The sequence below is a fragment of the Sphingomonas sp. 22176 genome, assembly GCF_052045505.1.
Classification (GTDB): domain Bacteria; phylum Pseudomonadota; class Alphaproteobacteria; order Sphingomonadales; family Sphingomonadaceae; genus Sphingomonas.
In genome coordinates this window covers 18,943-41,813 of sequence record NZ_JBQEPL010000012.1, presented here as the reverse complement: position 1 = coordinate 41,813, position 22,871 = coordinate 18,943, and the positions used below count along the sequence as shown (strand labels likewise).

Here is a 22,871-nt window from a genome sequence, read left to right as displayed (position 1 = left end):
GTTTCCGCGAAGATAGCGCTTTGCGCAGAATTTGAGCGTCGCGTTCGCTTTCCGATGGACGGCATCTCAGCGAGGTCGGCGGCTGCGGCCGGCTTGGTGTGAGAGCCAGCAGGCGCCCAAGCCCTCATAGGCGTCATTGGCGGTCTCACCAGGCTCGGGGCGTCCCTCCAATTCGCTGCGCAACGGCCTGCTCGATTTCATTCAGCTCCGCTTGGCTGAGCACCCCTGCGACGTGCATCTTGCGCATTAGCTCCTCAACCAGCGCGGCGAGGAAGTGCAGTTCCGCTCGTTCAGAGCTGATGTCCCCGTCCGTCATGCTAACGCTCATTTTGATCCCCTATCGCGAACTCAATGTCCTGCAATTTGCATAGAGTTCCATAACAAAGAAGGATAACAAGGCTGATCTCTCGGACCGCAGGCCCCCGGCGGCTGCGCGCCCAATTGCCGCCATTCAGCGGACCGATCGACACTCCCGGAAGCGGACGCAAACGGGGCGACCTCTGGCAGCTCCGCTGGAGGCCGGTCCCGGGTTCTCGAGCGGTCCGGGTGGGGGGAAAGGGAAAACGGCAACTAGTTTGGGACTCCTAGGTACATAAGGGCCAGTACCGTGTGGCTCGTTTGCGCACCTTAGTATTGAACGGCGCAAGCTAACTCGCTCTGATCTCGCAACCTTTTTCGACCACGCTCGTTTTCATGTTCCCTGAACAGTGTACTAGGTCACGCAGTTGGCGGGCTGTCGCACCCCCCGTCCGTCGACTGGTAGAAGAGCCCGCCGAGCTTCGCAGCTGGCGGGCTCTTTTGCGCTGTCGAAAAGGGCTCTTCTAAACTGCCAGCTACTCGATCGGCTAGGTCTTCAGTGATGCGATGAAGCCACCCACAACGCGAGCTGGCACAAGCCAGGTGCGGTTTATGCCTGTCCAGAGGGATAGCGATCGATGGCGCGAGTACCCTCAACCTCATCGAGAGCCATGGCCAACGCCGCTTCTTCGCCTTCCCGCAGGAAATAAGGATACAGCGATCGTGAATTGCTTCTGTCCCCTTCCCTGTGGCTTCTGATGTTCGCCCTTATCGCATCGACGCTGAGCCAGAGCAGATGGGAAGGCGCATTTACGCTTTCATTTGTGCGGGCGTCTCCCACAGGGCGAAAGCCTAGCATGGCTTCGTAGAAGGCTCGGTGTCGCGGGTTCACTTCGATAAAGAGATCTGTGCAATGGTGCTTTGCTGATCCGTAGATCAACACGGCATGGAACAGGTAGGCCAATCGAGGCCGAGCCGGAGTAGACGCGTCGAAAGCGAATTTGGTTAGCTCGCAAATGCTCGAGCCCGGAGCGGCACGAAACGTGTCTAGGATATCTCCAAAGGTGCGGTCAGCGGCAAGGCCTGCGGCGCTGTCGACCGTCAGCGTAAGAGTACCAACCAGACCTTCCGTTGCGGCGGCTACAAAGGTGGTGCATCCCTCTCCCTCAGGAATCTGGTGATCGCGGCCATACCCCCGCCAACCATACATTCTGTTCAGCAGATCCGCTGCGCGAGATCGATGCTGGTGAGTTGTTGCGACCTGAATTCCGAAATCTGCAAGCGCCTCACGCGGTGTCTTGTGCAACCATTCTGTCGCCAAAGATCCGGCTGCGGATGACGCACGTCCGGCAGCCGCATTCACTGCGTCCAATGTCATGAAAAGCCCCATCATTTTGCTCTCGACCCGAGCAACCAGTACCGTGACTGCGTAACGTTTGCGCTAAGGGCCAACCGCATTCCGGCCATACCGTGCTGAAAACACGGCAAAAATTTTGGGGCAGTGGAACGATAGCGGGAGTGCGACGCGCACCAGCGCAAAGCGCATCAGTTGATCGCATTTTTGCTGAATGGAACCAAGTACTTAGTTAGGCGTTCGGCCCTCCGGCCGAACATCGTTAACGGCTTGGTAACCTTTTCAGGGAGTCTACTGTATGAAGCGCTATCTCGCGGCCGTTGCCGCCATTTCGGCGGGCCTTCTTGGCACGACCGCAGCCCAGGCTGCAACCACGATCATCACCCCGAGCTCGCAGCCGAAGGGCACGACTTTTCTCGTTTCGGGCGATCCGTTCTCCGGTCCGGTCGCCGCAACGTTCGGTCACACCGGCATCGTCAAGGGCGCTTTCACTGACATTTTCCAGTTCACGCTGGGCCAGGACGGCACCGGAAGCGGGTCGGTCACGACCAGCGTCACCAAGACGGGCTTCCTGAAGTTCACTGACCTCGACATCACCTCGGTCGTCTTCAACGGCATCACTGCGGCCAGCACGCTGTTCGACCTCGGCGGAAACGTCTGCTCTACCCGCGGCGTCGGAAGCTGCGGAGCCAGCGAGTCCTTCGCTCTCACGGATGCAATGGTTAAGGCCGGGGTGCTGAACTCCATCACCATCACCGGCGTTTCGCGCGGTCTCGGCTCCTATGGCAGCAACGCAACCTTTGATCCGTCGGCCGTCCCCGAGCCCGCCTCGTGGGGTCTCATGATCGGCGGCATCGGTGCCGCTGGCTTCAGCCTGCGCCGCCGTCGTTCGAGCAGCGCTCGCCGTTCGATCCAGGCGGCCTGAAGTTAATCTGTGCTTTTGGTGCTGTTGCATCTTCTGGAGCAACAGCACCAAAGAGTATTGGATCAGAAGCGCTTCTCGCAAAGCGCCAAACGCAGAAGGGCCCAGGTAGACACCCCTGGGCCCTTCGCTTGCCAGTCCACCTAGGATATAGGCGGCAGTCAAGTTTGTTCCAAAAATAGAGCCCACTCGTTCGCTGCTCCACCTCTTTGAGGGGGTGTTCCCGTTCTGAGAGTAGTGGAGAGGTTAGCTACAGCTAACCTCTGCAACTGGTGCAGGATCGTCTGATAATGGCGTCCTCAGAAAAACATGGTTAACCGTCGGTTCTAGCGGAACCTGACTTGGTCAGTAGCGAAGGTCAAGCAGATCAGCGGTGAGTCGAAGGAACGCCAAGCCTGGGCGTTCTGAAGTCGCACGCAGGAGATCGTAGAGAGAACGGCAAGAAGGCTGGGAGCCGATCCCCGCCCTCGACCATTACGCCGGCGGATGACGCCCGCAGCTGCTCGTCAACCTCACGGTGTTCCCAAGCCAACTAATTTTCGCAGAAGCCACCGCCAAAGTACGACGCTTTTTCGGCCTGCCAGCGAGTTGAAGTGGATAGTTTGCTGCGAGTGATCGACGGCGGTGAGACAGGGTTCTTCCAAGCCTTGGGCCAATGAGGTGAGGAAAGGTGCAGCAGCTCGGACCTTTGGGCGCGACTTGAACGCTATGTTCCATGTGCTCCATTTCGGGACAGGGCGCGCTAAAATGTAATCCAAGGTAGCGCAACCGGGGAGGAAGCCAAACGTTCCGGCGACATCAGGTTCGTTAACGAACTGTTAATGTAAGCAGGGAGAGTTTGTATGAAGTGCTATCTAGCGGCCGTCGCCATGATCTCCGCAAGCATCCTCGGCACGACCGCAGCCAATGCGGCAACCACGATCATCACTCCTGGTGTCCAGCCTACGGGAACAACATTCGTTGTCGCCGGCAATCCGTTCTCCGGCCCCGTTGCCGCGACCTTTGGCCACACCGGCATTGCAGCGGGCGACTTCACCGATCTCTTCCAATTCACCCTCGGCCAGGACGGCACTGGAAGCGGGTCGGTGACGACCAGCGTAACGCAGACTGCGTTCCTGATGTCGACGGATCTCGACATCACCTCTGTTCTCTTCAACGGCATAACCGCAGAGCGGACGCTTTTCGACCTTGATAACAATGTATGCACGACCCGTGGGGTCGGTAGCTGTGGGGCTAGTGAGTCTTTTGCACTCACTAACGCGATGGTGAAGGCCGGCGTGCTCAACACCATCACCATAACCGGCGTGTCACGAGGCCTTGGCTCTTACGGCGGCAACGCCACTTTCGATCCTTCGGCAGTCCCTGAACCCGCTACCTGGGGTCTCATGATCGCGGGCTTTGGGGCTGCGGGGTTGAGCCTTCGCCGCCGCCGTTCCAGCGACGCCCGCCGGCTGGCTCAAGCGGGCTAGGGCCAGAATGACGCGCTTGGAGTTTCCGCAAGCGCGCAAGCGAACGGCAGCGAAGCGCAGGAGCTGAACGCTCCCATCGAATTGTAACGGGTCAAAGGGGCTCAGGTGGACAAACCTGAGCCCCTGTCTTGCCCGTTGCGCCGAAACCCAGATGCTGCGCCAAAAGCGCCCCCCTTACGCCGAATCTGTAGATCTGGACCGCGCCGAGGCGAGGCGTTGCCGAGCACGGCAGTAGCGGCGCCCGAGGCAGCTGCGCGCCCACTTCCAGCCGTTAGAAGGTGCTCGACGGCTTCCCAGAAGCGGACATGGCGCGAGCCTGGTTCGCAATAGGTCCCGACGCGCTGGTAGGGGAGGGAGCACTCAGCTGCGCACCTACTCTCAGACGGCCAGCAAGGCGACTGATCGACCCAAAGCGGACCCCGGCGAACGGCTCGCACATCCACCTCGCCCATGTCCGGGAGTGGGACATTCCTGCCGTTCGGGCGCGACGGGCGGAATGTCATATCTTGTTTAGAGGAGACATTCGACTGTTACCTGAGCGGCACGGCGGAGCGGCAGAGGCGGGAATCTAAGCCGAAAGGCAGCTTGGGAAAACCAGCCATACGACGAACGGTTGAGGAAATTCTCTCGTTCTGCGGCTACCTCCTTACGGAACCAAGGTCTCTGCAGCAGCGCGTTCTGGCGGGGTTGACCTCACCGGGCGCGGTGTCGCATCGCGCTGCAGGGGGATTTTAGATCCAGATGCGAAAGTTAAGCCGAACATATAAGAACTGGCTTCTTAGGCGTGCTCGCAAAGAGGCTTATCGCAGACACGCGAGACGCCCCGACCGGATGAGCCAGCTGCGACGCGATGCGCTGACACGCTTTGAGGCCGCGCAAAAACTTCTTCCACCTCCAGTCCTAATCTTCGACGAACGCCCGGGGTGCTGCGTGCTTAAGCCGCCCGCCGCTTTAGATTTCGATGAAAACTATGAGGAGACGATGGCGTTCCTGATGGCGATTCGGGGTCGTGCATCTGTTCGGGGTATCAAGCATCCGGAGACGGGCGTACGGCTGAGGCTCTTCACAGATTTCGCGATACTTAAGACGATCGCGCCAGGAGCTGGGCTCGTTTTGGCGGCGGAACTTGATCGGAGAAGACTTGGCACTGGCTTAAAGCCCCGCTCTTTGGACGATGAGTGGGATCCCGAAGTCCGGGCATATTTTCATCAGGCAGGGCTCTTTGACCTTCTTGGGATCAAGCCGCAGCACGAAGGCAAGGCTGGCGACCATGCAACCCTACATGCCGTTCGATTCGTGCGCGGCCGATCGGTAAAAGGCCAAATCGGGTCGGCCGTTCGGGACCAGCTTGAGGCGCTTTGCGGGAAAAAAATTGGCCCGCGACTGACTGTCTACGAAGCAATATCGGAAGCGATTGCAAATACGCGGCACGCCTATCCCCGGGATGTTGCGATTTGGCCCTCAAAGGCGACGGGGAGCTGGTGGTCCGCTGGTACCTGGAACAGCGCCACCAACACAGTGTCGCTTCAGATTTACGATCAGGGGGTTGGGATACCTGCGACTCTGCCTAGATCTGAACATTGGTCCAACATCATCAAACTTGTAGGCCTCGCCGACAGACTGCACCCGGAAAGGCGGGATGATCAGCTTCTGGCGGCCGCTTTAGAGGTGGGAAGGACATCGACTGGCGAGAAGGGACGTGGCAAGGGGCTGGCGGAAATGGCCGCGTGGGTAGATAAGCTTGGTAACGGTTTTCTGCGAATCACGAGCGGAAAAGGCTCGATGACGTATCGGCCCGGCGTATCGGTAAGCGGAACCTCTCGGCGAGCTCCGTTTTTTGGTACTCTGGTTGAATGGGAGATTTGCCTCGGTGGCTGACGTAGCAAGGATCTCGATCGCACGGGATTTCTCGCCGTTCCCGGCAGGTCGGAAACGGGGGGATGGCCCGTACACAGGTGAGATGTTTCGCGAAGACATTTTGCGGCCTCGGCTTGCAAACGGCTCCCATGTCGTCCTCGACATCGACGGCGTTGAAGGGTTGCCATCCTCGTTTCTCGAAGAGGTCTTTGGCGGGCTCGTTCGCGCGGGATGGTCTCCCAGTGACTTACGTAAAGCCGTAGAGTTTCACCTAACGGATCCCGAGTTGGAAGCATATCCATCGCTTGCTTGGCGATTCGCGGAGGCAGCTGCGAGCTTGCATTAACGGTGAGAGGGTTCCTCGGTTACCTTTTTGCACCTGCACTTGTTAGCTTAGCGGTTTCTCTTTGGATAAATCGCGTGCTTGAGGCTCGTCGTGCACGCCGGGACCACATAACGAAATTATTTGAGGTTACTCGTGAAGATATCCGGCGGGCCATTGAGGCGGCGGTAGACTACTTCGCCACTCAGCCAGGAGCTCGGACGGCCATTCAAGAATCAAAGGTAGTTCTTGCAGATCGAGAACTGCGCTCGGCAATGCCTGTCATCCTGGGTCCGCATCCGGAGCTTGATAATCCTATCAGAGCGCTCGTCAGTCAAAAGTATCAAGATGTTTTGGCGGAGCTAACCGGCGGGAACTTTCAAGTTGCTGAGGGAGAAATTGATCTCGAACACATTCGCCGCTTGACCTTGGCGGGGGCAGGACTTCGAGCTGGCTTGGCTCGAATGCGTGATGCTGAGTTGAAGATGCTCGCATCGAGCGATTTTGTTCAGCGAGTATCGAATGGGGTTCTGGTTCGTCTCGATCGCACACTGGGAATCCCGGAGCGTTAAGCCTGCTCTTGCTCTGCGTTTGTTAGGTTGAGATGAGTGTTCATACTGAATGAAGAGCTCGTTGTGGCGGAAGCTGCCGTTCAAGGCTCGATGCGCCGAACGACGCATCTTGGTCGGGAGCGGTCGCGGGGAGGCGGGCAGGGGCACCATGCAGCAGCGCGTCCATACTCAATCGTTCGGCCATGTTCGCCGCGTCCCTGACACCTGCCATTCGTTCAGGCGATCGTAGGGCGGCGGCTATTGAGTGGTTAATCTAGCGCGTCAGCGATTACGCGAATCCCGGTAGGAAATGCCCCCTGGCCCAGTCCCTGACGTATTGCTGGGCACCTGGAAAGCGTGCCGTGTACTTGATGACCACTCCGAGAATGTCGCGCCATTCGTCACGCTCACGGATTAGCTTTTCGAGTATCAGGCCGGTAGCGGGTTCCCGCACGGTCCTGACACTCTGCGTCGACCATAAGTGGGCGATCGCCTCGCAGGCGGCCTGGACGTGCGATCGCACCTCGGCCTCCTTGCCCCCAAGGCGGCTAACCAGCGCAGTTGCCCGACCGCCGAGCCTGCCGTGCTGGAGAGCATCCATCTCCATCCCGAGCGCGATCATGCCGCCGGAGACGCCGAGGTAGGATTGGCCACTCGCGATCATGTCCGCTGTGAGCTGGGTAAACTCCTCGTCCGAAAGCGCGCCGATGTCCGCGGCATGGGTGAGGGCTGAATGGAGCCACGCGGACCTGGCGCCGCCGAAACCCTTGTGCATCGCTCGAAGAGCTAGGTCGTCGCATATTAGCAGGTGTCCCGATCTCAACGAAACGGCAATGGCGTCCAGCATGTCGCTGCGGCCCGACCGGACGTGGTCGCGAACGACAGGTGGCAGCGCCTCGTCCAGAACCACGGGCCTCGCGGCATCGTTGACCTCAATCCAGGCGAGCGCTGCGGAGACGTCATCCCGCAATTCGGCGACCCGCTCCGACGGGATCTCTGTGTGCAGGATCTTGCCGTCCTGATACGCGATCGACCCGTGTCCCGAGGTGATCGACATCGCCAGCCGCTCTCGTCGGGCCTGCAGTCGGTCGACTACACTCTGCGGCACTGATATCGGGCCACACAATCTCGCCAGCCGGTCCAGTACCTTCAGGCGCCATGCCGACCAGAACGCGAGCAAATCGAGCACGCATCCCTGGGTCGAGTTGGCAACGATCGAATTGCGCGAAGATCGGCGCTCCTCCTCGTTCCCGGCGGCGACGGAGAGCCTCAGCCCCTGCTCGACTATGCCGGCAGCCACATCGATGGTGTCGAGCCCGAGTCGAGCTGCCAGCACATCAATCGGCATCCCACTAGCGAAATGGCTCTCTTGTTCGGCGAGGACCCAGTCGTGGCGCTCCTTGAGCGATGCAATCAGGTCGTCCAGGCCGTTAGGGCTCGTTGGATCGATGGTCATCGACTTGAAGCCGAAGACTTCTGGAAAGCGCTTTTCGTAGTTCTCCAACACGTAGTGGAAGCGCGCGACAATTTTGTGGCGCAGCTTCGCGATGGTGCCGCGGCGACCGTCAGGCGCCGTGCAAGCGTCGCCGACGGCAAGTCCCATTACGGCGCGGACCATCGGGTGCTCCGGCTCCCAAGAGTCGGAGTCCATTGATCGCAAACGGGGATCCGGCTCTACGATGAAGAAGGCGGTGCCGCCGTCATCATACTCGACGTCAACGGCGACCTCGAGTGTCACGAGCTCGGGCGACCAGGTGTCGGGACGCGCGCCCGGCTCCTGCCCCTCTCGTACCGTCATCGAGGAGAGGGTCATCCAGGCCCTCGGCTTGTCCCGGTGAGCAAGGAAGAGCCTGTACGCGTAGCGGGCTGCGCGATCGTGATGGCCGAAGTGGCTGAGCAGGTTAGCTACGCGGAAAGGGTCACTCGATCCTTTCCACGGCAGATCCTCTATTGGCTCGTCGATAGCCTCGAGCACCTGCCGCGACCGGTCTAGGCGTAGCAGCGCTTCGATCCGGAGGAGGACGGCTTTCGGGAGATCCGGTTTTAACTGGAGCAGGAGCTCCGCATTTACGAGCGTACGCTCGACATCACCCGCGTTCCAAGCATGACGGGCGTCAAGCCATAGCACGTCCGGGTGTCCACGCACAGTGTCGGAGGCGGCGGCAAGGGCGTCGCGATACTCGCCGTCGCGTCGCGCGTCTGCGAGCGCCGTGAGAAACAAGAACGTCGCCGGCCTCGGGCTCGACAGGTCGATGTGATCCGCGACCAGATCGGCCGCGTCGCCGGGCATCCCTGCCTCAAGCAAGGCCTCGGCCACGAGGAACCGGTCAATCGGATTGACGTCGTATCCCAGTTCCGACGCGATCCGCAGCAACCTATCCTTCGCCTCCTCGTCCAGGATGCCTGTCTGCCGATCCCTCTGAACCTGCAGCAGCTTGGCCGCCACCACGTCGCCGGGGTGACGAAGCATGTCTTCAATCGCCTGGTCCGCTGCCTCCAGGTCCTTCGCCATAAGGGCGAGTTCCACAGTGAGCCTGCGCCGCATCCCTGCGACCCGGTCGTCGGCAGGCTCGGACATGCGCTGCAGGATCGCCAGACGATCTGCCGCGGCTCCGGTCCTGGAGAACTGCGCCTTCATGAGCACCGTCTCCGGCTCGGTGCCCGACTCCAGGACCTCGAGAGCTTCGTCGAGATACCCCCGGTCGATCAACGACATTGCGAGCAGGCGCATCAGCTGGTCCTCGCCGGGCACGGCCCTCAAGCCCTCTCTCAGGAGGCCCTCGGCTTCCTCGTTGCGGCCAGCAAGCCTGAGGAGAAGAGCTCCGTTGCTCACGTGAGCCATGAGGTCGTGATGATGCTGGTACCCGTTGCGCAGGAAGTGAACCGCGTGGGAGTGCATCTCGGTGGCCGCCGCGTCGATCTGCGCATCCGTCACCGCATCCTTGCCGCCCACCACGTGAACGCGACTGTCCACTGCGATCGACAAAACGGCGAGCGCCTTCTGCCGGCCGATGTCGTCGAAGTCGCTCTCGCCATCGGGCAGCGCAAGCGTCCGAGCCTCCCATCCGGGAAGCCAGCGCTTTCTTAGGAAGTCTGCGACCGCCAGCTCAGCCGTGGGGGTGCCGCGCATGTCCTCTGGCACCAAGCTGTCCGGATTGCCTTGCCAGTCAGAACGGGATGCCGCTTGAAGCAGTGCGCTCAGCGCAAACGTCGTCCTGTCGGGTCGGGCCAGCACCTCCAGGGCGATCCTCATGCCCTCGTCGGGATCTCCCTTGATCGTCTTTGCTATGGAGAGGTTAGCTAGTGCGCCCGGATCGTCAGGCCGCATCGCATGCGCGCGCTCGTAGGTCTCGGCGGCATCAAGTTCCCGGCCCTGGTCCATCTGCGACGCGGCAATGTTGGTCTCGATGCGGTAGAGTGCCCACGGCGCGTTGGCGGCCTCTGGACTGTCGCGCAGCGCGATTAGGCGCTGTTCCAGGGATTTGGCACCGCCCTCGCGCACCAGGTCCCGGAGGACGTCTATCTTGGCGTGCAGTGCTGGACTCTCGTCGCCGATGCCATTTGGTCCCGCAGGCAGCGCGTCTGCCTGCGGCGCGAGCTTATAACCCCTCATTTGCTGGGCGATTGTGTCGGCTATGATGGCCATCAGCCCTTCGGCCTCCGTATGGGAGCTCGGATCCAGCTCTACGGGCCGCGCCGACGCCACCACCCCAGGCATGAAAGCGTTGTACGCCGGCTCGTGCATCGCGATCAGCGTCTGGAGCTGCCCCCAGCCATAGACATGCACGGTGAGGTCGCGTCCTTCGGCCCGTAGCTCGCGCTCAACCGCCTTGGCGGCCTGGTCCGACTTCGTGTCGTCCGGCGCGGTGGTAGCGAAGATGATCTCCCTGAGACCAAACTCCAGCGTCAGCGCGCTCTGGCAGTCCTCCATGATAACGGACTGCTTGAGACTTTTGCCTATGTTGCGGCACTGGATTCCGACCGCATGCGCGGGATCTCCGTTCCGATAACCCAGTATGTCAATGCCGCCCTGCTTCTGCCCGTTGCGACCATACTCCTTCGTATTGGGGTCGCGCAGCTCCTCCCTGAAAAGAACGACGCAATTCCGCTGCAGGGCACCCCAGTCCCTGGGCTTCACAATCTCGCTCGCCAGCCTCGCACCCAGCGGCACTCCGCCGTTGGTGGCGAATCCGCCCGTTTCACCATCGCTCTTGATCTTGGACGCCATAGTGTGATGTTAGGGAACATGTCGGGAACTACAATTCCGAAAGCAATGCTTCCGCTGTCCCATGCACAAGTGTTTCGCCCGCCTGTGGTCGAAAGCGCGGCGAAGCCGATCTCAACCTGTCTTGGCTCGCGATGGTGCGAGGGCGCGGTGATCGAGGTGAAGGGCTGGGGCCGACGCGCGGCATAAGCCGTCGCGATCGCCTCAGAGGTCGTCGAGGCTGCCGAACGCTTCGAAGTCGGCGAAACGGTCGACGGCGCGCCGAGCGGCGAAAATTCCCCAGACCGGTACCCCCGGAAACCGGTCCTGCAGCAGCTGGCGGCACGCGACGAAGCTGCAGCCCGTGGTGATCACGTCGTCGATCAGAATGATGTTCTGCGGCGCGGGCGCGCACTGCGCTTCCACGATGGTCAGCGTCGCGCGCAGCTGGTCCGGATCGAGCCGCTGCTCTCTCTCGTGCTGTGGCTGCCGTGCGGCAATCGGTTCGATCAGCTCGCGCACATTGGCGCTCGGTGAAACCAATCGCGCGATCTCCACCATGCGCGGATCATACTCCGGATCGGTTCGCAGCTTGGACGGGGGGATGGGCACCAACGTCACGATCCCATAGGATTGCGGATTGATCGCGCCCCGGATCGCCGCCGCCACCCGCGACATGTCGCGCACCTTGTACTGCCACTGCTGCGTATGCCGCAGGCTCGGCTTCTTTTTGATGTTGATGATGATCTGGTTGGTCGAGCTGTGGCTGTATCCGCCGCGAGCGGTATACTCGCCGAAGAAGTAGCATTCATGCTCGGCCGTCAGGTACCAATGATCCTGACGCTCGAGATCACCGATCTTCCGTATCTGCGGAGACCAGCTCGCATCTAACGTCGGCATAGCTGTGGATCCTGATCGCGCCCTGTTCCTCGAAACGGGCCGGCCAGGTGAGATCCTTCCGTTCGAAGCAGCTGTTCATGATGAAGAGTTTGCGGCCCTGGCGCAGCGCTTCGCGCGCCTGCACCAGTGTCCCCGACGTCTCGCCGGCCTCGACGATGATCGTCGCCTGGGTCAGTGCCGACATCAGTTTGTTGCGCTCGGGGAAGAAGAACCGGTTCGAGCGGAAATCCTGCGCGTCATAACGCAGCACCGGAACCTGGCTGATCAGCAGATGGTCGCGGGCGATCTGCTCCTGCAGCGCCGCATTCGCCTTCGGATAGACCTTGCCGAGCGGTGTGCCGATCACCCCGATGGTGCGGCCGCCGGCCGCGATCGCCGAGCTATGAGCGGCGGTGTCCACGCCTTCGGCGAGCCCTGAGACCACCGTGAAGCCGTCCTTGACCAACCGATAGGCCAGCGTCTGTGTGCGCTCGATCCCGAGCGGCGACGGCTTGCGAGTGCCCACCACCGCCACCGCCGGCAGGGTCACCAAGTCCCAATCGCCCTGGATGTAGAGCAACTCCACCGGATCGGCGGCGTCGCGGAGACGCTCGGGATATTCCCATTCGCCGTGAATGCGGATGTCGAAACGCTGTCGCGTACGTTCACGCAGCTTGGCGAGCACGCGGCTCCCGACTTCCCGAGCCTGGGTCTCCGGGACCAGATGCGACGGACGCGAGCCGGGCGCGCCGCGAAACCGCTCGGCAATGGACTTGAAACTGGCATTACGCTCGCACCACAGCGCTTCATAGGCGCCGATCTCGAGTGCGGCGTCGATTGGCCCCGAGATTAGGTTGCTCCGGTCGCCGACGCTCCACAGAGTCGATTGATGCATCCGCTTCTAACTCCCCGTCACACGATAAGAACCTAGCCAAGGCTGGACGCAACGGGAAAATCGCCTCGCCTCGGCATTAGGAGGTAGAACATTGAGCGAACGGTTTCAAGCAGCGCCGCTCCGTCCGCGCGCCACCAATTGGATTCAAGCGGCCATGTCGTTTACCCCCGCATCCGGAAGAAGGCCTAACACAACAGTCCACCTCCCCTGAGGCCTAGGCGCACTGCGGCCTTGCAGAGCTGCATCTCGATCGGGCGCAGGCAACGTGCCCAGATCTCGCATAGCCATCGGGTTCGAGCGTCTGGTCTCGGCACAGCCCGACGTTTATCGGTAACTTAGTGAACGGCAGGTGTGTCCCAGATGTGGCCGTCTGCGCAGGCTATAAGAGTAAGGCGAGTATTGTGCCTGAAAAACCGACACGTTACCTCGTGATGCCCTAGCCATCGATTTTAGAGACATGATACGCTCGCCGCGTGATACTCTGTGCCCTGGCAAGGGCGCGAACAGGCTGAAGACGATGCTCGACACATTCACCCGTCTAGCTGATGTGCAAGAACGAGAACTCCTCCACTGCACTGACTGCGAACGTGAGACGATCCACACGCTTGAAGCCCGCTGCACAGGGCGATGGTCTACCTTGGACCAGCAGGTCGACGGAGGATCAACGTACTCAATCTTCCGCTGCGGGGCCTGCGACACAGTCTGCTATCGCAGTGCCTTTTGGGACTCTGAGGATGCCGACTGGGATGAAGACGGACATCCAATACCAATAGTGCGCATCAGGCAGTACCCGCCTCCTGCCTCAGAACACTTCACGTTCAACACAGACTACGTTCCCCGGAAACTGAGTGATATCCTCGACGAAACACTTCAGGCGCTGGCCGGGTCTCAGATGATCCTCGCGACTATTGGGCTGCGCTTGGCCGTAGAATTTATAGTGAAGGACAAGCAGTGTGCTGGACGATCCCTAGCCAAGCGGACCGACGACCTCCATGCACAGGGTCATGTCGACGAGGACCAAAAAAAGATTCTTCATCGCATTCGGGAACGGGGCAATGCGGGCGCCCATGATGCCAAAGGTATGACCGCTGCCGAAATCGTTGCCGGCATGAGCATTGTCGACGGGCTTCTGGAAAAGCTGTACAACATGCAAGCGCGAAATGACGAAAGAATGAAGAACGCGAAAAAGCTTCTAGATAAAGATGACCTGCGAGAATTTGAAGATCTTATCGGTTAGTTCGCGGCGTTTACACCTGAGATCGCAAGGATTTGCGCGCCGATTTGCCTATAGAGGACCTGATGTGGTGCTGGTGGTTTCGGGCCGTCTAGAGCAGAGCCAGATGACTGAACCAGGCCAGTTTCCTGGACTGCGTGAGTCAACTCAGAGACAGAGAAACGAGCGATACCCGATACTACGGGCGGGCGCTGCAAGGTCATGTCCGCTCGTGCACTTTTCACCCGGAATCTGCTTTGGCAAGCTACGGCCCGGAAGCGCCAGGCGATATGATACCCTATAGCACGAGCCAGCCGCGACAAGCCGATGTCTGCTTTCGTGCTTCCCCCCCAAAAAGCGGTCTGGCAGCTTGCGGCCCAACAGCAGCCGAGCCACTCCCAATCAAGACAGCGCGCGAGCGACGAACGCTGCGGCCGCCGCAAGTCCCTCCTGATCAACCGAGTGACCTAGACCTCGCGAGACGTGCTTCGTGATGGGAACGCCTGCAGCGTCCAGTGCCCGCGACGCCAACTCCAGCGATCGGAACGGCACCACGTCGTCTGCGGTGCCATGGATCAGCAGCACCGGAGGTCGATTCGTAATCTCCGCCTCGAGGCTGTCCGGATTAACGAGCATGCCCGAGATGCCGATGATCCCGGCGATCGGCTGTTGGCGCCGCAGCCCCACATGGAGCGCCATCATGGCGCCTTGGCTGAAGCCGACAATCAGCAGTCGGTCGTCTGCGAGACCATGGGCTTTCAGCTCGTCTGAGAGAAATCGGTCCAGATCAGGTGCCGCATTTGCAACACCCATCGCCCGCTCCGCCGCCGAGAATGTCTCGATCGGCCACCACTGGTGAGCATTTGCCATCCGCGGCATCAGCGATGGCGCGTTGGGAGCAATGAAGGCTATCCCTGGCAGGGAGGGTTGGATCATCCTGGCGAGGGAGATCAAGTCGTCGCCATTGGACCCGTATCCGTGGAGGAGTACGACTAAGCCAGTTGGTTTACCGCCCGCGATAGGAGCAAGCCGGGGGCCATCGAGGAACGGAATAGGATGAGCTGTCATAGCCGGAATCTAGGCCGTCAATGCATGAGTCGCCACCCGGGCCTCTCCTCCCCGGCCTGGGCGTTGGCCTTAGCCACTGATCGAACAGCTGAATCACTGACGATGCACTGATTCAAAGTCTCGGTTGGCTTCGTCCTGAAGAACAAAGCAGGATCCGGGCATGCTGGACCTGCCAACCAAGCTGATCGATTGGCGATGCGAGCTCGAAGCTCGTTGTGCGGTCAAGAACATGGCGCGATCCTACGAGATCACCGTCAGCAGAGATCTTTTCGGGTGCGTGCTCGTAGAGCTCGCATGGGGCCGCATTGGGGCCGCTGGTTCGCGCCTGCGCGTGTCGTTCCAATCAGAAAGCGCCGCGCGGCAATTTGTTGAGCGAACGCTTTCAAGACGCGCCAGCGCGCCTCGACGCATCGGCGTCGAGTATCAATTGGTGCGGCGGCCAGAGAGATCGAAATGTGGCCATCAGATCAGCAATGGTGTGGCGAAGCGAGCGGAATAAGATGCCTGCCAAACAAGATAGCTGAAGAACTTCAGAAGCCGAACATTGATTTGGCAATGTTCGTGCATTCAGCGATAGTTTGAGTCCTCACAAGGGATATTCGGCAATGCTTTCTCCAAGGATTCTACGAACGATCACCACGAAGCGATTTGATCCAAAGAGGGTCCGGATCGATCAGGCCCGCAACGCCGAGCTGATGCGCACGCGAGGTGCTCGCGTCGCCAAGCTTCTAGGCAAGACCACTCCCTATGACCTGAAAACGCCGTGGCTTACGCTGAGGCCGGATCGCCCGAGCGTCCCGGACAAAGGGTGGATCGAGTACACCAGCCCGAGCTCCGTCGGCATGGGGCATTTCGATGATGGCGACTACATGTTTGCCGCGTTCGATCTGATCTTCGAGAAGCAAGAGAGCAATGGATATTCGATCGAGCGTCCTCAGCTAGCTATCTATCTCAAGAACCCACCCTCGTCTCTGATGCTGGCGGAGCTTGACGTCTTTACCTACGATTGGCCTTCGGGAGATCCCAAGTTCGAGCTCTACGCGAAAGAGCATCAGACGATCACGATTTCCGAGGGGCACCGCGAAACGGCGATGTTCCTGATGCAGGATTTCGCGTCCCTGCAATCAGCCTGGGCGGATGGACCGGACTTCAACGATAAGGATGGCAACTGGGCCTTCTTCGAGGCTCGCATCACCCCGATCGGCTGAGGAAACGCACTCGTACCGCAGTGCGCGCGGCCGCCGTTGTACGTTGATCTCGAGAACGCGCGCCGAGTGAGCCGGACTTGGCCAGCGACGGAGGGCGTCCAGGTCTATGCCGAAGGTGGTTGCTGCCTCGTCGGGAAAACCGGACCAGCAACGGTCATGCGGCTAGCATCATAGGGCCGCTGCAGGTCCACTATGTCCTCGTACGATCCGCTGAGCCATCGGTCCACGTCGGAAGGTTCAAGGATTGTGATCATTGCCTTTGGGTGGATCGGCTCAACCAGCTCATTGGCGTCACATGTCACCATCGTGAAACCGGCGCCGTTGTTCGTTGGCTGCCAAAAACCCGCCACAGCGAACGTCGGCTGATCCACGACGCTGAACCACATCTCGCCCTTCAGCGGCGGCTTGCCGTCGCCCAGATCGTGTTTCTCGGGGGTGAACTCAGCGAACTCAGTCAACGGGATGATGCACCGGTTCTCAGGCTTCTCAGCGAGCCGGCGCCACTGCGGTAGCTGGAGGTTCCTCACGTTCGTCATCGGGTAGGCAGCTTGGCCGCCGAGGACGTCCCAGGTCATCACGTCCCAGGCCCGCTTCCCGTCCTGCTGGCGAATTACATAGTTTCGCGACTTGGGCCGCAGCTCCACCGGGTTGAACCGGTTGTCTCGAGGCCGCTCTTCAAACAGCTCGGCCGCAGATCCAAACAGCGTTTCGGGTTCACCGCTATAGCGCGCTCTATTGCACATGGTGGCAAGCTAGCATCCGGATCCTCATCTGCAACGAACCTCGAAGCCCGCGGCTGTTCCACGTCCGTTCCGTCAATCCACAGCTCCGTGATTGCCCTGCCTTGACCGATCCCGCCCCTTAATGGAACATAAAGGGAACACGTAGAGTCTTAGAACACGATGACCGCCGCCCTCGAGTCCCTTGCGCCCAGCATAGCGCACCTCCGCACGATCGCGACTCCCGCGACTGACTACCGGGTGCTGCCTTTCGGCGTCGACGCGATCGACAGCAGGCTCGGGGCAGGGGGGCTGCGTGCCGGCGCGCTCCACGAGGCATCAGCGCGCAGCGTCTCCATGGTCGACGATGCAGCGACGACTCTCTTCCTCGCCGGCATCGCTGCACGCGAAGCCGCGGAGGCGGGTGGACCAGTGCTGTGGGCGAGCTGCCGCAGCGACCTCTACGCGCCAGGGCTGGCCCAAGCGGGCTTGCCATCCTCAAGCGTGATCTACGCGCAGCCCCGGGACGATGCCGCGCTCTTGGCCGTCATCGAGGATGCGGTGCGCGACGGCACCCCATCTGTGATCGTTGCCGAGGCAACCCGGGTGTCGATGGTCGCGACGCGGCGCCTGCAGCTGGTGGCGGCGGAGGCGGACATGCCGGTGCTGCTGCTGCGCCGCCGGCGCGCGCGCGATCAGGATCCGCTGGACGAGCCTTCGGCTGCGTGGACCCGGTGGCGCATCGGCGCTGCGCCGTCGGAGCGGTTGAGCGTCGCTGGTGTGGGGCGTCCGCGCTGGTCGGTGGAGCTGGCGCGCCAGCGTGGTGGGGCATCCTTCTCCCTGATTGTGGAGGGTAGCGATGAGACGGGTCGTCTCGCTGTTCCTGCCGAACTTGGCCATCGAGCGGCTGAGACGGTTGGAACGGCCCGCGTCGCGGCCGCCTGAGCGGCCGCCGCTTCAGCTCCCCGTCGACGATGATCCCGGCGCTTGCTCGGTGCCAAGGGGCGGGGGCTGGCGCCCTGGTGCCCGCTGGGCGCGGCAAGGTGCGGACCCACGCGCCGACGTCGAGGCGCAGATCGCGGCATTGCCTTCGCACGCTAAGCCACTGATGCGCGAGCTCGGCCGACGCTCGGAGCCCGCCAGCAATCCGTACAAGGCAATTCATGGCGTAAACGCTGCAGAACCATCGCGTTTTCATATTAAAGCCACATCAGACGCACCGCTGGCGCTAGTGGGCAAAGTCGGCCGTCGCGAGGAAGTTGTGGCCGCGTGCCTAGGCGCGCAGGCACTGGGCATTCGCCCCGGAATGGCTGCCACGCATGCTCGCGCCCTGGTGTCGGACCTGGACTTCCGTCCCGCGGAGCCCGAGGCTGATGCAGCGCTTCTCGATCGCCTAGCCCTGCTGGCTGTGCGCCGCTGGTCGCCCACGGCGGCGGTGACGCCGACCGACGGGCTATGGATCGATCTGACCGGCTGCGAGCATCTGCACGGCGGCGAGGAGCGGTTCTGCTGTCGGCTGCGGCAGTTCTGCCGGCGCGCGGGTTTCACCGTGCGGGTTGCCATTGCCGATACCCCCGGCGCTGCACATGCGCTCGCCCGCTATGGACGAGATGATCTGATCCGGGTCGAGCCTGGCAGGACGGCTGACGCGCTCGCACCGCTGCCGATCGCCGCCCTTCGCCTATCCGCGACTGCACAAGCCGCAGCTCGCAAGTTCGGGTTCGAGCGCATTGCGGATCTCCTGCCTGTCGCACGCGGCCCGCTTGCCCGCCGCCTCGGTCTGCCGGCGATCGAGCGCCTCGATCAGGCGCTGGGCGCGGTAGCCGAGCCCATCACGCCTCGCGAAGATGCGGAGGTGCCGTTCGTCGAGCGCCGGCTGCTGGAGCCGATCGGCACCGCCGAGGCGATCGAGCAAGTCATGGGCGATCTGCTGGGTGATCTGGCGCAGGTGCTGCGGGAGCGGGGGCTCGGCGCCCGCTCGCTCCGGCTGACGGGTCTGCGCGTCGACGGCGGCGAGCAGGTGGTGGCGATCGGCACATCACGGCCGACGCGGGAGGTGTCGCACCTTCTCCGCCTGCTGAAGCTCCGCATCGATCGCGTCGATCCCGGCATGGGCATCGAGCAGTTCTGGCTTGTTGCGCCACATACCGAACCGCTCGATGCCGTCGACTTAGGTGCCGTGCTCGCCGGCGACACGATGGTCCGCGATCCGTCGCGCCTAGTCGACGTCATCGCGGGCAGGATTGGTCCTGCCTCGGTATTCCGGATTGCGCCCGTGGAGAGCCACGTGCCTGAGCGCGCGGTCGCGCAGGTCGATCCAAACGAGCAGCCGGGGGAGTGGCCAGCATGGGAGCGCCCGATCCGCCTGTTCTCGCGGCCCGAGCCGCTCTTCAACGTGCTGGCGCTGCTGCCCGATCAGCCTCCACGCCGCTTCGAGTGGCGCGGCAAGCGCTACACGATCGTCGGCGGCGATGGGCCCGAGCGCGTCCACGGCGAGTGGTGGCGCAGAGACGCGGAGACCTGGGCCGTGCGCGACTATTACCGGGTCGAGGACGAGGAGGGCGGCCGCTACTGGGTCTTCCGCCGCGGCGACGGCTTCCAGGACAACACCGGCGACCTTTCCTGGTGGATCCACGGTGTGTTCGGATGAGTCGCTATGTCGAGCTGCAGGTGCTCACCCATTTCTCGCTGCTGCGCGGTGCATCGAGCCCTGACGAGCTGTTCGCGGCGGCTGCGCTGCTGGGTTACCCGGCGATCGGCATCAGCGACATCGGTACCGTCGCGGGCGTCGTGCGTGCCTGGGAGGCGCAGAAGGCGACGGGGGTCCGCTCCATCGCCGGCACGCGGGTCGATCTGTCGTGCGGCCGTCGGCTGCTGCTCTATCCGACCGACCGTCCTGCCTGGTCCCGCATCACGCGGCTGCTGACCGTCGGCAAGAAGCGGGCAGGGAAGGGGGGATGCCTGCTCCATTGGCACGACCTGGAGCCGTGGTCAGAGGGCGTCATCGCCATCCTGCTGCCCCACGAAGCCGACGAGGAGAACCTGGCCGCCCTCCGCTATTTGAAGAAGGTCTACGGCCGCCGCGGCTACATGGCGCTGTTCCAGCGTCGCCGCCCCGGGGACGCGGTGCGGATCGACGCGCTGGCGCGGCAGGCGGGCGGCGCCGGCGTGCGCGCGGTGGTGACCGGCGACGTGCTCTACCATGCCCCCGATGCCCGCCTGCTCCAGGACGTGGTGACCGCTGTGCGCGAGAAATGCACGGTGGACGAGCTCGGCTACCGGCGCGAGGTGAATGCCGATCGCGCGCTCAAGTCGCCCGACGAGATGATCCGGCGCTTCCGCGCTTATCCCGATGCGCTGCAGGCGAGTGTCGACATCGCCAACGCCTGCTCCTTCGACCTGGGCGAGCTGGCCTACCAGTACCCGCATGAGCGCCTGATCGACGGGCTGACCGCACAGGAAGCGCTCACGCAACTGGCCACGGAGGCGGTGGGCCAGATGTTCGACGGCGACGTGCCGGCTGCCTACACCGATCAGATCGCGCATGAGCTGAAGCTGATCGATGAGCTTGGCTATGCCCCTTACTTCCTCACCGTCTATGCGATCGTACGCGAGGCGCGCCGGCGTGGGATCCTCTGCCAGGGTCGGGGCTCGGCCGCGAACTCCTGCGTGTGCTTCGTGCTCGGCGTGACCTCGATTGATCCGATCAAGCACGAGCTGCTGTTCGAGCGCTTCGTCTCCGGCGAGCGGCGCGAGCCGCCCGATATCGACGTCGACTTCGAGCATGAGCGGCGCGAGGAGATCATCCAGTGGATCTACGAGACCTATGGCCGTGATCGCTCGGCGCTGACTGCAGTCGTGACGCGCTACCGCGCGCGCGGCGCTGTGCGTGACGTCGGCAAGGCGCTCGGCTTGCCCCAGGATCTGACCTCCTCGCTCGCTGGCCTGGTCTGGGGCTGGTCGGCCGAAGGGGTAGGAGACAAGCAGGTCGAGGAGCTTAACCTCGATATCGGCGATCGTCGGCTCCGGCTGACCCTCGAGCTCGCCCGCAAGCTGATCGGCGTGCCGCGCCACATGAGCCAGCACCCGGGTGGCTTTGTCCTGACGCACGATCGTCTTGACGATCTGGTCCCCATTGAGCCGGCAGCGATGGAGGATCGGCAGATCATCGAATGGGACAAAGACGACATCGATTCTCTCAAATTTATGAAGGTGGACATTTTAGGTCTGGGCATGCTCGGCTGCATGAACCGGGCCTTCAACCTGCTTGAGGCCGAGAAGGGCGTGCACGTCGAGATGAAGGATCTGCAGGAGGATGACCCTGCAGTGTTCGCCATGATCCAGAAGGCGGACACCCTCGGCACCTTCCAGATCGAGTCTCGCGCGCAGATGTCGATGCTCCCACGGATGAAGCCGCAGCGCTTCTACGACCTCGTCATTCAGGTCGCGATCGTGCGGCCAGGTCCGATCCAGGGCGACATGGTGCATCCCTATCTGCGCCGGCGCGAGGGGCTGGAAAAGCCGGAGTATCCTCGGCCCGAGCTGCGCGCGGTGCTCGAGAAGACGCTGGGCGTGCCGCTCTTTCAGGAGCAGGCGATGCGCGTCGCGATCGTCGGCGCCGGGTTCACCGCGGCCGAGGCAGACCAGCTGCGCCGCGCAATGGCGACCTTCAAGTTCACCGGCGGCGTCTCGCACTTCAGCGAGAAGTTGATCGAGGGCATGGTCGAGCGCGGCTACCCGCGGGAGTTTGCTGAGCGCACCTTCCGCCAGCTCGAGGGCTTTGGCTCCTACGGCTTCCCGGAGAGCCATGCCGCCTCCTTCGCCAAGATCTCCTACGCCTCGTGCTGGATGAAGCACCACCACCCGGATGTGTTCTGCGCAGCCCTCATGAACGCGCAACCGATGGGCTTTTACGCGCCGGCCCAGATCGTCCGCGACGCGCGCGAGCACGGCGTTGAGGTTCGGCCGCCCTGTATCAACGCGAGCCGGTGGGACTGCACGCTGGAGAAGGCCGGCCGCCGCTACCTGGCCGTGCGGCTTGGACTGCGGCAGATCCGTGGGCTGTCCAACGCCGACGGCGCCAAGATCGTGGCGGCGCGGGGCACCGCCCCCTTCACCAGCGTCGAGGAGGTCTGGCGGCGATCGGGCGTCCCGCGCGCGTCGATCGAGAAGCTGGCCGACGGTGACGCCTTCCACAGCTTTGGCGCCGATCGCCGGCAAGGACTTTGGAAGGTGCGGGGGCTCGGCGAAGCACCGCTGCCGCTCTTCGCCGCCGCCGATCGCGCGGCCGAGCGCTTCAGCGCGGAAGGGATGGAGCCGGAAGTAGCGCTACGACCGCTGACCGACGGGCGCGAGGTGATCGAGGATTATCGCTCGCTCCAGCTGTCTCTCCGCGCACATCCGCTGTCCTTCGTGCGAGACGATTTGATGCGGCGGGGCGTTACCAAATGCGCCGATCTCGCAAACATCCGCGACGGCCGACACGTCGAGGTCGCCGGCATCGTCCTGGTCCGCCAGAAGCCGGGTTCGGCAAAGGGGGTCTTGTTCATCACGATCGAGGACGAGACCGGAATTGCTAACGGGATCCTCTGGCCCGACCGTTTCGAGGCGCAGCGCCGGACCATCATGTCAGCGTCGATGGTGGGCCTGAAGGGGCGAGTGCAGAAGGAAGGCGAGGTCATCCACGTCATCTGCGACCGCATCATCGACCACGGCGATCTGCTCCACCGAGTGGGGGATATGTCGTTCCCGCACAAGACTGGCCGCGGCGACGGAGCACGGCATGCAGGCTCTCCGGATCGCGGAGACGAGGCCTGGAAGCCCGAGGCGCGCAACCAATACTGGCCGCCTCACGCCGACGGCATGGATCCGGAGGAAGTGGTGCGGTTTAAGTCGCATGACTTCCATTGATCG

18 protein-coding genes are annotated in these 22,871 nt (G+C 62.3%); 11 read left to right on the top strand and 7 right to left on the bottom strand.

Features of this window, described 5'->3' with window-relative positions:
• Window positions 1-145: 145 nt before the first annotated feature.
• Window positions 146-316, bottom strand: coding sequence for a hypothetical protein (locus tag ACTJKY_RS21050; RefSeq protein ID WP_440848038.1), 171 nt, complete (start codon window positions 314-316; stop codon window positions 146-148).
• A 591-nt stretch (window positions 317-907) separates the two neighbouring features.
• Window positions 908-1,675: an N-acyl amino acid synthase FeeM domain-containing protein gene (locus ACTJKY_RS21045; protein ID WP_440848037.1), complete on the bottom strand. Its 768-nt coding sequence runs from the start codon at window positions 1,673-1,675 to the stop codon at window positions 908-910.
• 274 nt (window positions 1,676-1,949) lie between these two features.
• Between ACTJKY_RS21045 and ACTJKY_RS21040 the strand changes: the two genes are divergently transcribed.
• The 5 genes from ACTJKY_RS21040 (at window position 1,950) to ACTJKY_RS21020 (ending at window position 6,793) form a co-directional block, all read left to right on the top strand.
• Window positions 1,950-2,576: an FxDxF family PEP-CTERM protein gene (locus ACTJKY_RS21040; RefSeq protein WP_440848036.1), complete on the top strand. Its 627-nt coding sequence runs from the start codon at window positions 1,950-1,952 to the stop codon at window positions 2,574-2,576.
• Between the two features lie 839 nt (window positions 2,577-3,415).
• Complete coding sequence (locus ACTJKY_RS21035; RefSeq protein ID WP_440848035.1) at window positions 3,416-4,042, top strand: FxDxF family PEP-CTERM protein; 627 nt, start codon at window positions 3,416-3,418, stop codon at window positions 4,040-4,042.
• Between the two features lie 831 nt (window positions 4,043-4,873).
• Window positions 4,874-5,920 carry a hypothetical protein gene (locus tag ACTJKY_RS21030; protein WP_440848034.1) on the top strand — a complete coding sequence of 349 codons (1,047 nt, stop codon included), beginning with the start codon at window positions 4,874-4,876 and terminating at the stop codon, window positions 5,918-5,920.
• Between the two features lie 82 nt (window positions 5,921-6,002).
• Window positions 6,003-6,245 (top strand): STAS-like domain-containing protein, encoded by a 243-nt coding sequence (locus ACTJKY_RS21025; protein ID WP_440848048.1) that lies wholly within the window; start codon window positions 6,003-6,005, stop codon window positions 6,243-6,245.
• Window positions 6,246-6,319: 74 nt separating this feature from the next.
• On the top strand, window positions 6,320-6,793 hold the full coding sequence (locus tag ACTJKY_RS21020) for a hypothetical protein (RefSeq protein ID WP_440848033.1): 474 nt from the start codon (window positions 6,320-6,322) through the stop codon (window positions 6,791-6,793).
• 268 nt (window positions 6,794-7,061) lie between these two features.
• Here the strand turns inward: ACTJKY_RS21020 and ACTJKY_RS21015 are convergent, their stop codons facing one another.
• The 3 genes from ACTJKY_RS21015 to ACTJKY_RS21005 all read right to left on the bottom strand — a co-directional run bounded on the left by ACTJKY_RS21015 (window position 7,062) and on the right by ACTJKY_RS21005 (window position 12,750).
• Window positions 7,062-11,000 carry a PIN domain-containing protein gene (locus ACTJKY_RS21015; RefSeq protein ID WP_440848032.1) on the bottom strand — a complete coding sequence of 1,313 codons (3,939 nt, stop codon included), beginning with the start codon at window positions 10,998-11,000 and terminating at the stop codon, window positions 7,062-7,064.
• 201 nt (window positions 11,001-11,201) lie between these two features.
• Window positions 11,202-11,876: a hypothetical protein gene (locus ACTJKY_RS21010; protein ID WP_440848031.1), complete on the bottom strand. Its 675-nt coding sequence runs from the start codon at window positions 11,874-11,876 to the stop codon at window positions 11,202-11,204.
• Window positions 11,827-12,750 carry a DNA-processing protein DprA gene (locus tag ACTJKY_RS21005; RefSeq protein WP_440848030.1) on the bottom strand — a complete coding sequence of 308 codons (924 nt, stop codon included), beginning with the start codon at window positions 12,748-12,750 and terminating at the stop codon, window positions 11,827-11,829. The genes ACTJKY_RS21010 and ACTJKY_RS21005 overlap by 50 nt, the downstream gene beginning before the upstream one ends.
• Before the next feature lie 637 nt (window positions 12,751-13,387).
• On the opposite strand from ACTJKY_RS21005, the gene ACTJKY_RS21000 reads away from it, so the two are divergent.
• Window positions 13,388-13,987: a DUF4145 domain-containing protein gene (locus tag ACTJKY_RS21000; RefSeq protein ID WP_440848029.1), complete on the top strand. Its 600-nt coding sequence runs from the start codon at window positions 13,388-13,390 to the stop codon at window positions 13,985-13,987.
• 378 nt (window positions 13,988-14,365) lie between these two features.
• On the opposite strand, the gene ACTJKY_RS20995 is transcribed toward ACTJKY_RS21000, so the two are convergent.
• Entirely contained in the window at window positions 14,366-15,031 is a 666-nt protein-coding gene (locus ACTJKY_RS20995) for an alpha/beta hydrolase (protein ID WP_440848028.1), read from the bottom strand.
• Window positions 15,032-15,191: 160 nt separating this feature from the next.
• Here ACTJKY_RS20995 and ACTJKY_RS20990 point away from each other — a divergent pair, with 160 nt between their 5' ends.
• Both ACTJKY_RS20990 and ACTJKY_RS20985 read left to right on the top strand, forming a co-directional pair.
• A complete protein-coding gene (locus ACTJKY_RS20990; protein ID WP_440848027.1) occupies window positions 15,192-15,530 on the top strand; it encodes a WGR domain-containing protein in 339 nt (112 codons plus the stop codon).
• A gap of 106 nt (window positions 15,531-15,636) precedes the next feature.
• Window positions 15,637-16,239 carry a hypothetical protein gene (locus tag ACTJKY_RS20985; protein ID WP_440848026.1) on the top strand — a complete coding sequence of 201 codons (603 nt, stop codon included), beginning with the start codon at window positions 15,637-15,639 and terminating at the stop codon, window positions 16,237-16,239.
• 104 nt (window positions 16,240-16,343) lie between these two features.
• Here the strand turns inward: ACTJKY_RS20985 and ACTJKY_RS20980 are convergent, their stop codons facing one another.
• Window positions 16,344-16,982 carry an SOS response-associated peptidase family protein gene (locus tag ACTJKY_RS20980; RefSeq protein WP_440848025.1) on the bottom strand — a complete coding sequence of 213 codons (639 nt, stop codon included), beginning with the start codon at window positions 16,980-16,982 and terminating at the stop codon, window positions 16,344-16,346.
• A gap of 159 nt (window positions 16,983-17,141) precedes the next feature.
• On the opposite strand from ACTJKY_RS20980, the gene ACTJKY_RS20975 reads away from it, so the two are divergent.
• The 3 genes from ACTJKY_RS20975 (at window position 17,142) to ACTJKY_RS20965 (ending at window position 22,868) form a co-directional block, all read left to right on the top strand.
• Complete coding sequence (locus tag ACTJKY_RS20975) at window positions 17,142-17,903, top strand: ImuA family protein (protein WP_440848024.1); 762 nt, start codon at window positions 17,142-17,144, stop codon at window positions 17,901-17,903.
• Window positions 17,904-18,066: 163 nt separating this feature from the next.
• The gene (locus ACTJKY_RS20970) at window positions 18,067-19,608 is read left to right on the top strand and encodes a Y-family DNA polymerase (RefSeq protein WP_440848023.1); all 1,542 of its coding nucleotides are present in this window, start codon (window positions 18,067-18,069) and stop codon (window positions 19,606-19,608) included.
• On the top strand, window positions 19,605-22,868 hold the full coding sequence (locus ACTJKY_RS20965; protein WP_440848022.1) for an error-prone DNA polymerase: 3,264 nt from the start codon (window positions 19,605-19,607) through the stop codon (window positions 22,866-22,868). Before ACTJKY_RS20970 ends, ACTJKY_RS20965 begins: the two co-directional genes overlap by 4 nt.
• Window positions 22,869-22,871 lie beyond the last annotated feature (3 nt).

Excerpts from the sequence above, each read along its gene's own strand:
- ACTJKY_RS21030 (WP_440848034.1), top strand. The coding sequence starts at position 4,874 with ATGAGCCAGCTGCGACGCGATGCGCTGACACGCTTTGAGGCCGCGCAA.
- ACTJKY_RS20980 (WP_440848025.1), bottom strand. The coding sequence starts at position 16,982 with ATGTGCAATAGAGCGCGCTATAGCGGTGAACCCGAAACGCTGTTTGGA.
- ACTJKY_RS21040 (WP_440848036.1), top strand. The coding sequence starts at position 1,950 with ATGAAGCGCTATCTCGCGGCCGTTGCCGCCATTTCGGCGGGCCTTCTT.
- ACTJKY_RS20965 (WP_440848022.1), top strand. The coding sequence starts at position 19,605 with ATGAGTCGCTATGTCGAGCTGCAGGTGCTCACCCATTTCTCGCTGCTG.
- ACTJKY_RS20995 (WP_440848028.1), bottom strand. The coding sequence starts at position 15,031 with ATGACAGCTCATCCTATTCCGTTCCTCGATGGCCCCCGGCTTGCTCCT.
- ACTJKY_RS21025 (WP_440848048.1), top strand. The coding sequence starts at position 6,003 with ATGTTTCGCGAAGACATTTTGCGGCCTCGGCTTGCAAACGGCTCCCAT.
- ACTJKY_RS20985 (WP_440848026.1), top strand. The coding sequence starts at position 15,637 with ATGCTTTCTCCAAGGATTCTACGAACGATCACCACGAAGCGATTTGAT.
- ACTJKY_RS21015 (WP_440848032.1), bottom strand. The coding sequence starts at position 11,000 with ATGGCGTCCAAGATCAAGAGCGATGGTGAAACGGGCGGATTCGCCACC.
- ACTJKY_RS21050 (WP_440848038.1), bottom strand. The coding sequence starts at position 316 with ATGACGGACGGGGACATCAGCTCTGAACGAGCGGAACTGCACTTCCTC.
- ACTJKY_RS20975 (WP_440848024.1), top strand. The coding sequence starts at position 17,142 with ATGACCGCCGCCCTCGAGTCCCTTGCGCCCAGCATAGCGCACCTCCGC.
- ACTJKY_RS20990 (WP_440848027.1), top strand. The coding sequence starts at position 15,192 with ATGCTGGACCTGCCAACCAAGCTGATCGATTGGCGATGCGAGCTCGAA.
- ACTJKY_RS21005 (WP_440848030.1), bottom strand. The coding sequence starts at position 12,750 with ATGCATCAATCGACTCTGTGGAGCGTCGGCGACCGGAGCAACCTAATC.
- ACTJKY_RS21045 (WP_440848037.1), bottom strand. The coding sequence starts at position 1,675 with ATGACATTGGACGCAGTGAATGCGGCTGCCGGACGTGCGTCATCCGCA.
- ACTJKY_RS21010 (WP_440848031.1), bottom strand. The coding sequence starts at position 11,876 with ATGCCGACGTTAGATGCGAGCTGGTCTCCGCAGATACGGAAGATCGGT.
- ACTJKY_RS20970 (WP_440848023.1), top strand. The coding sequence starts at position 18,067 with ATGCGCGAGCTCGGCCGACGCTCGGAGCCCGCCAGCAATCCGTACAAG.
- ACTJKY_RS21035 (WP_440848035.1), top strand. The coding sequence starts at position 3,416 with ATGAAGTGCTATCTAGCGGCCGTCGCCATGATCTCCGCAAGCATCCTC.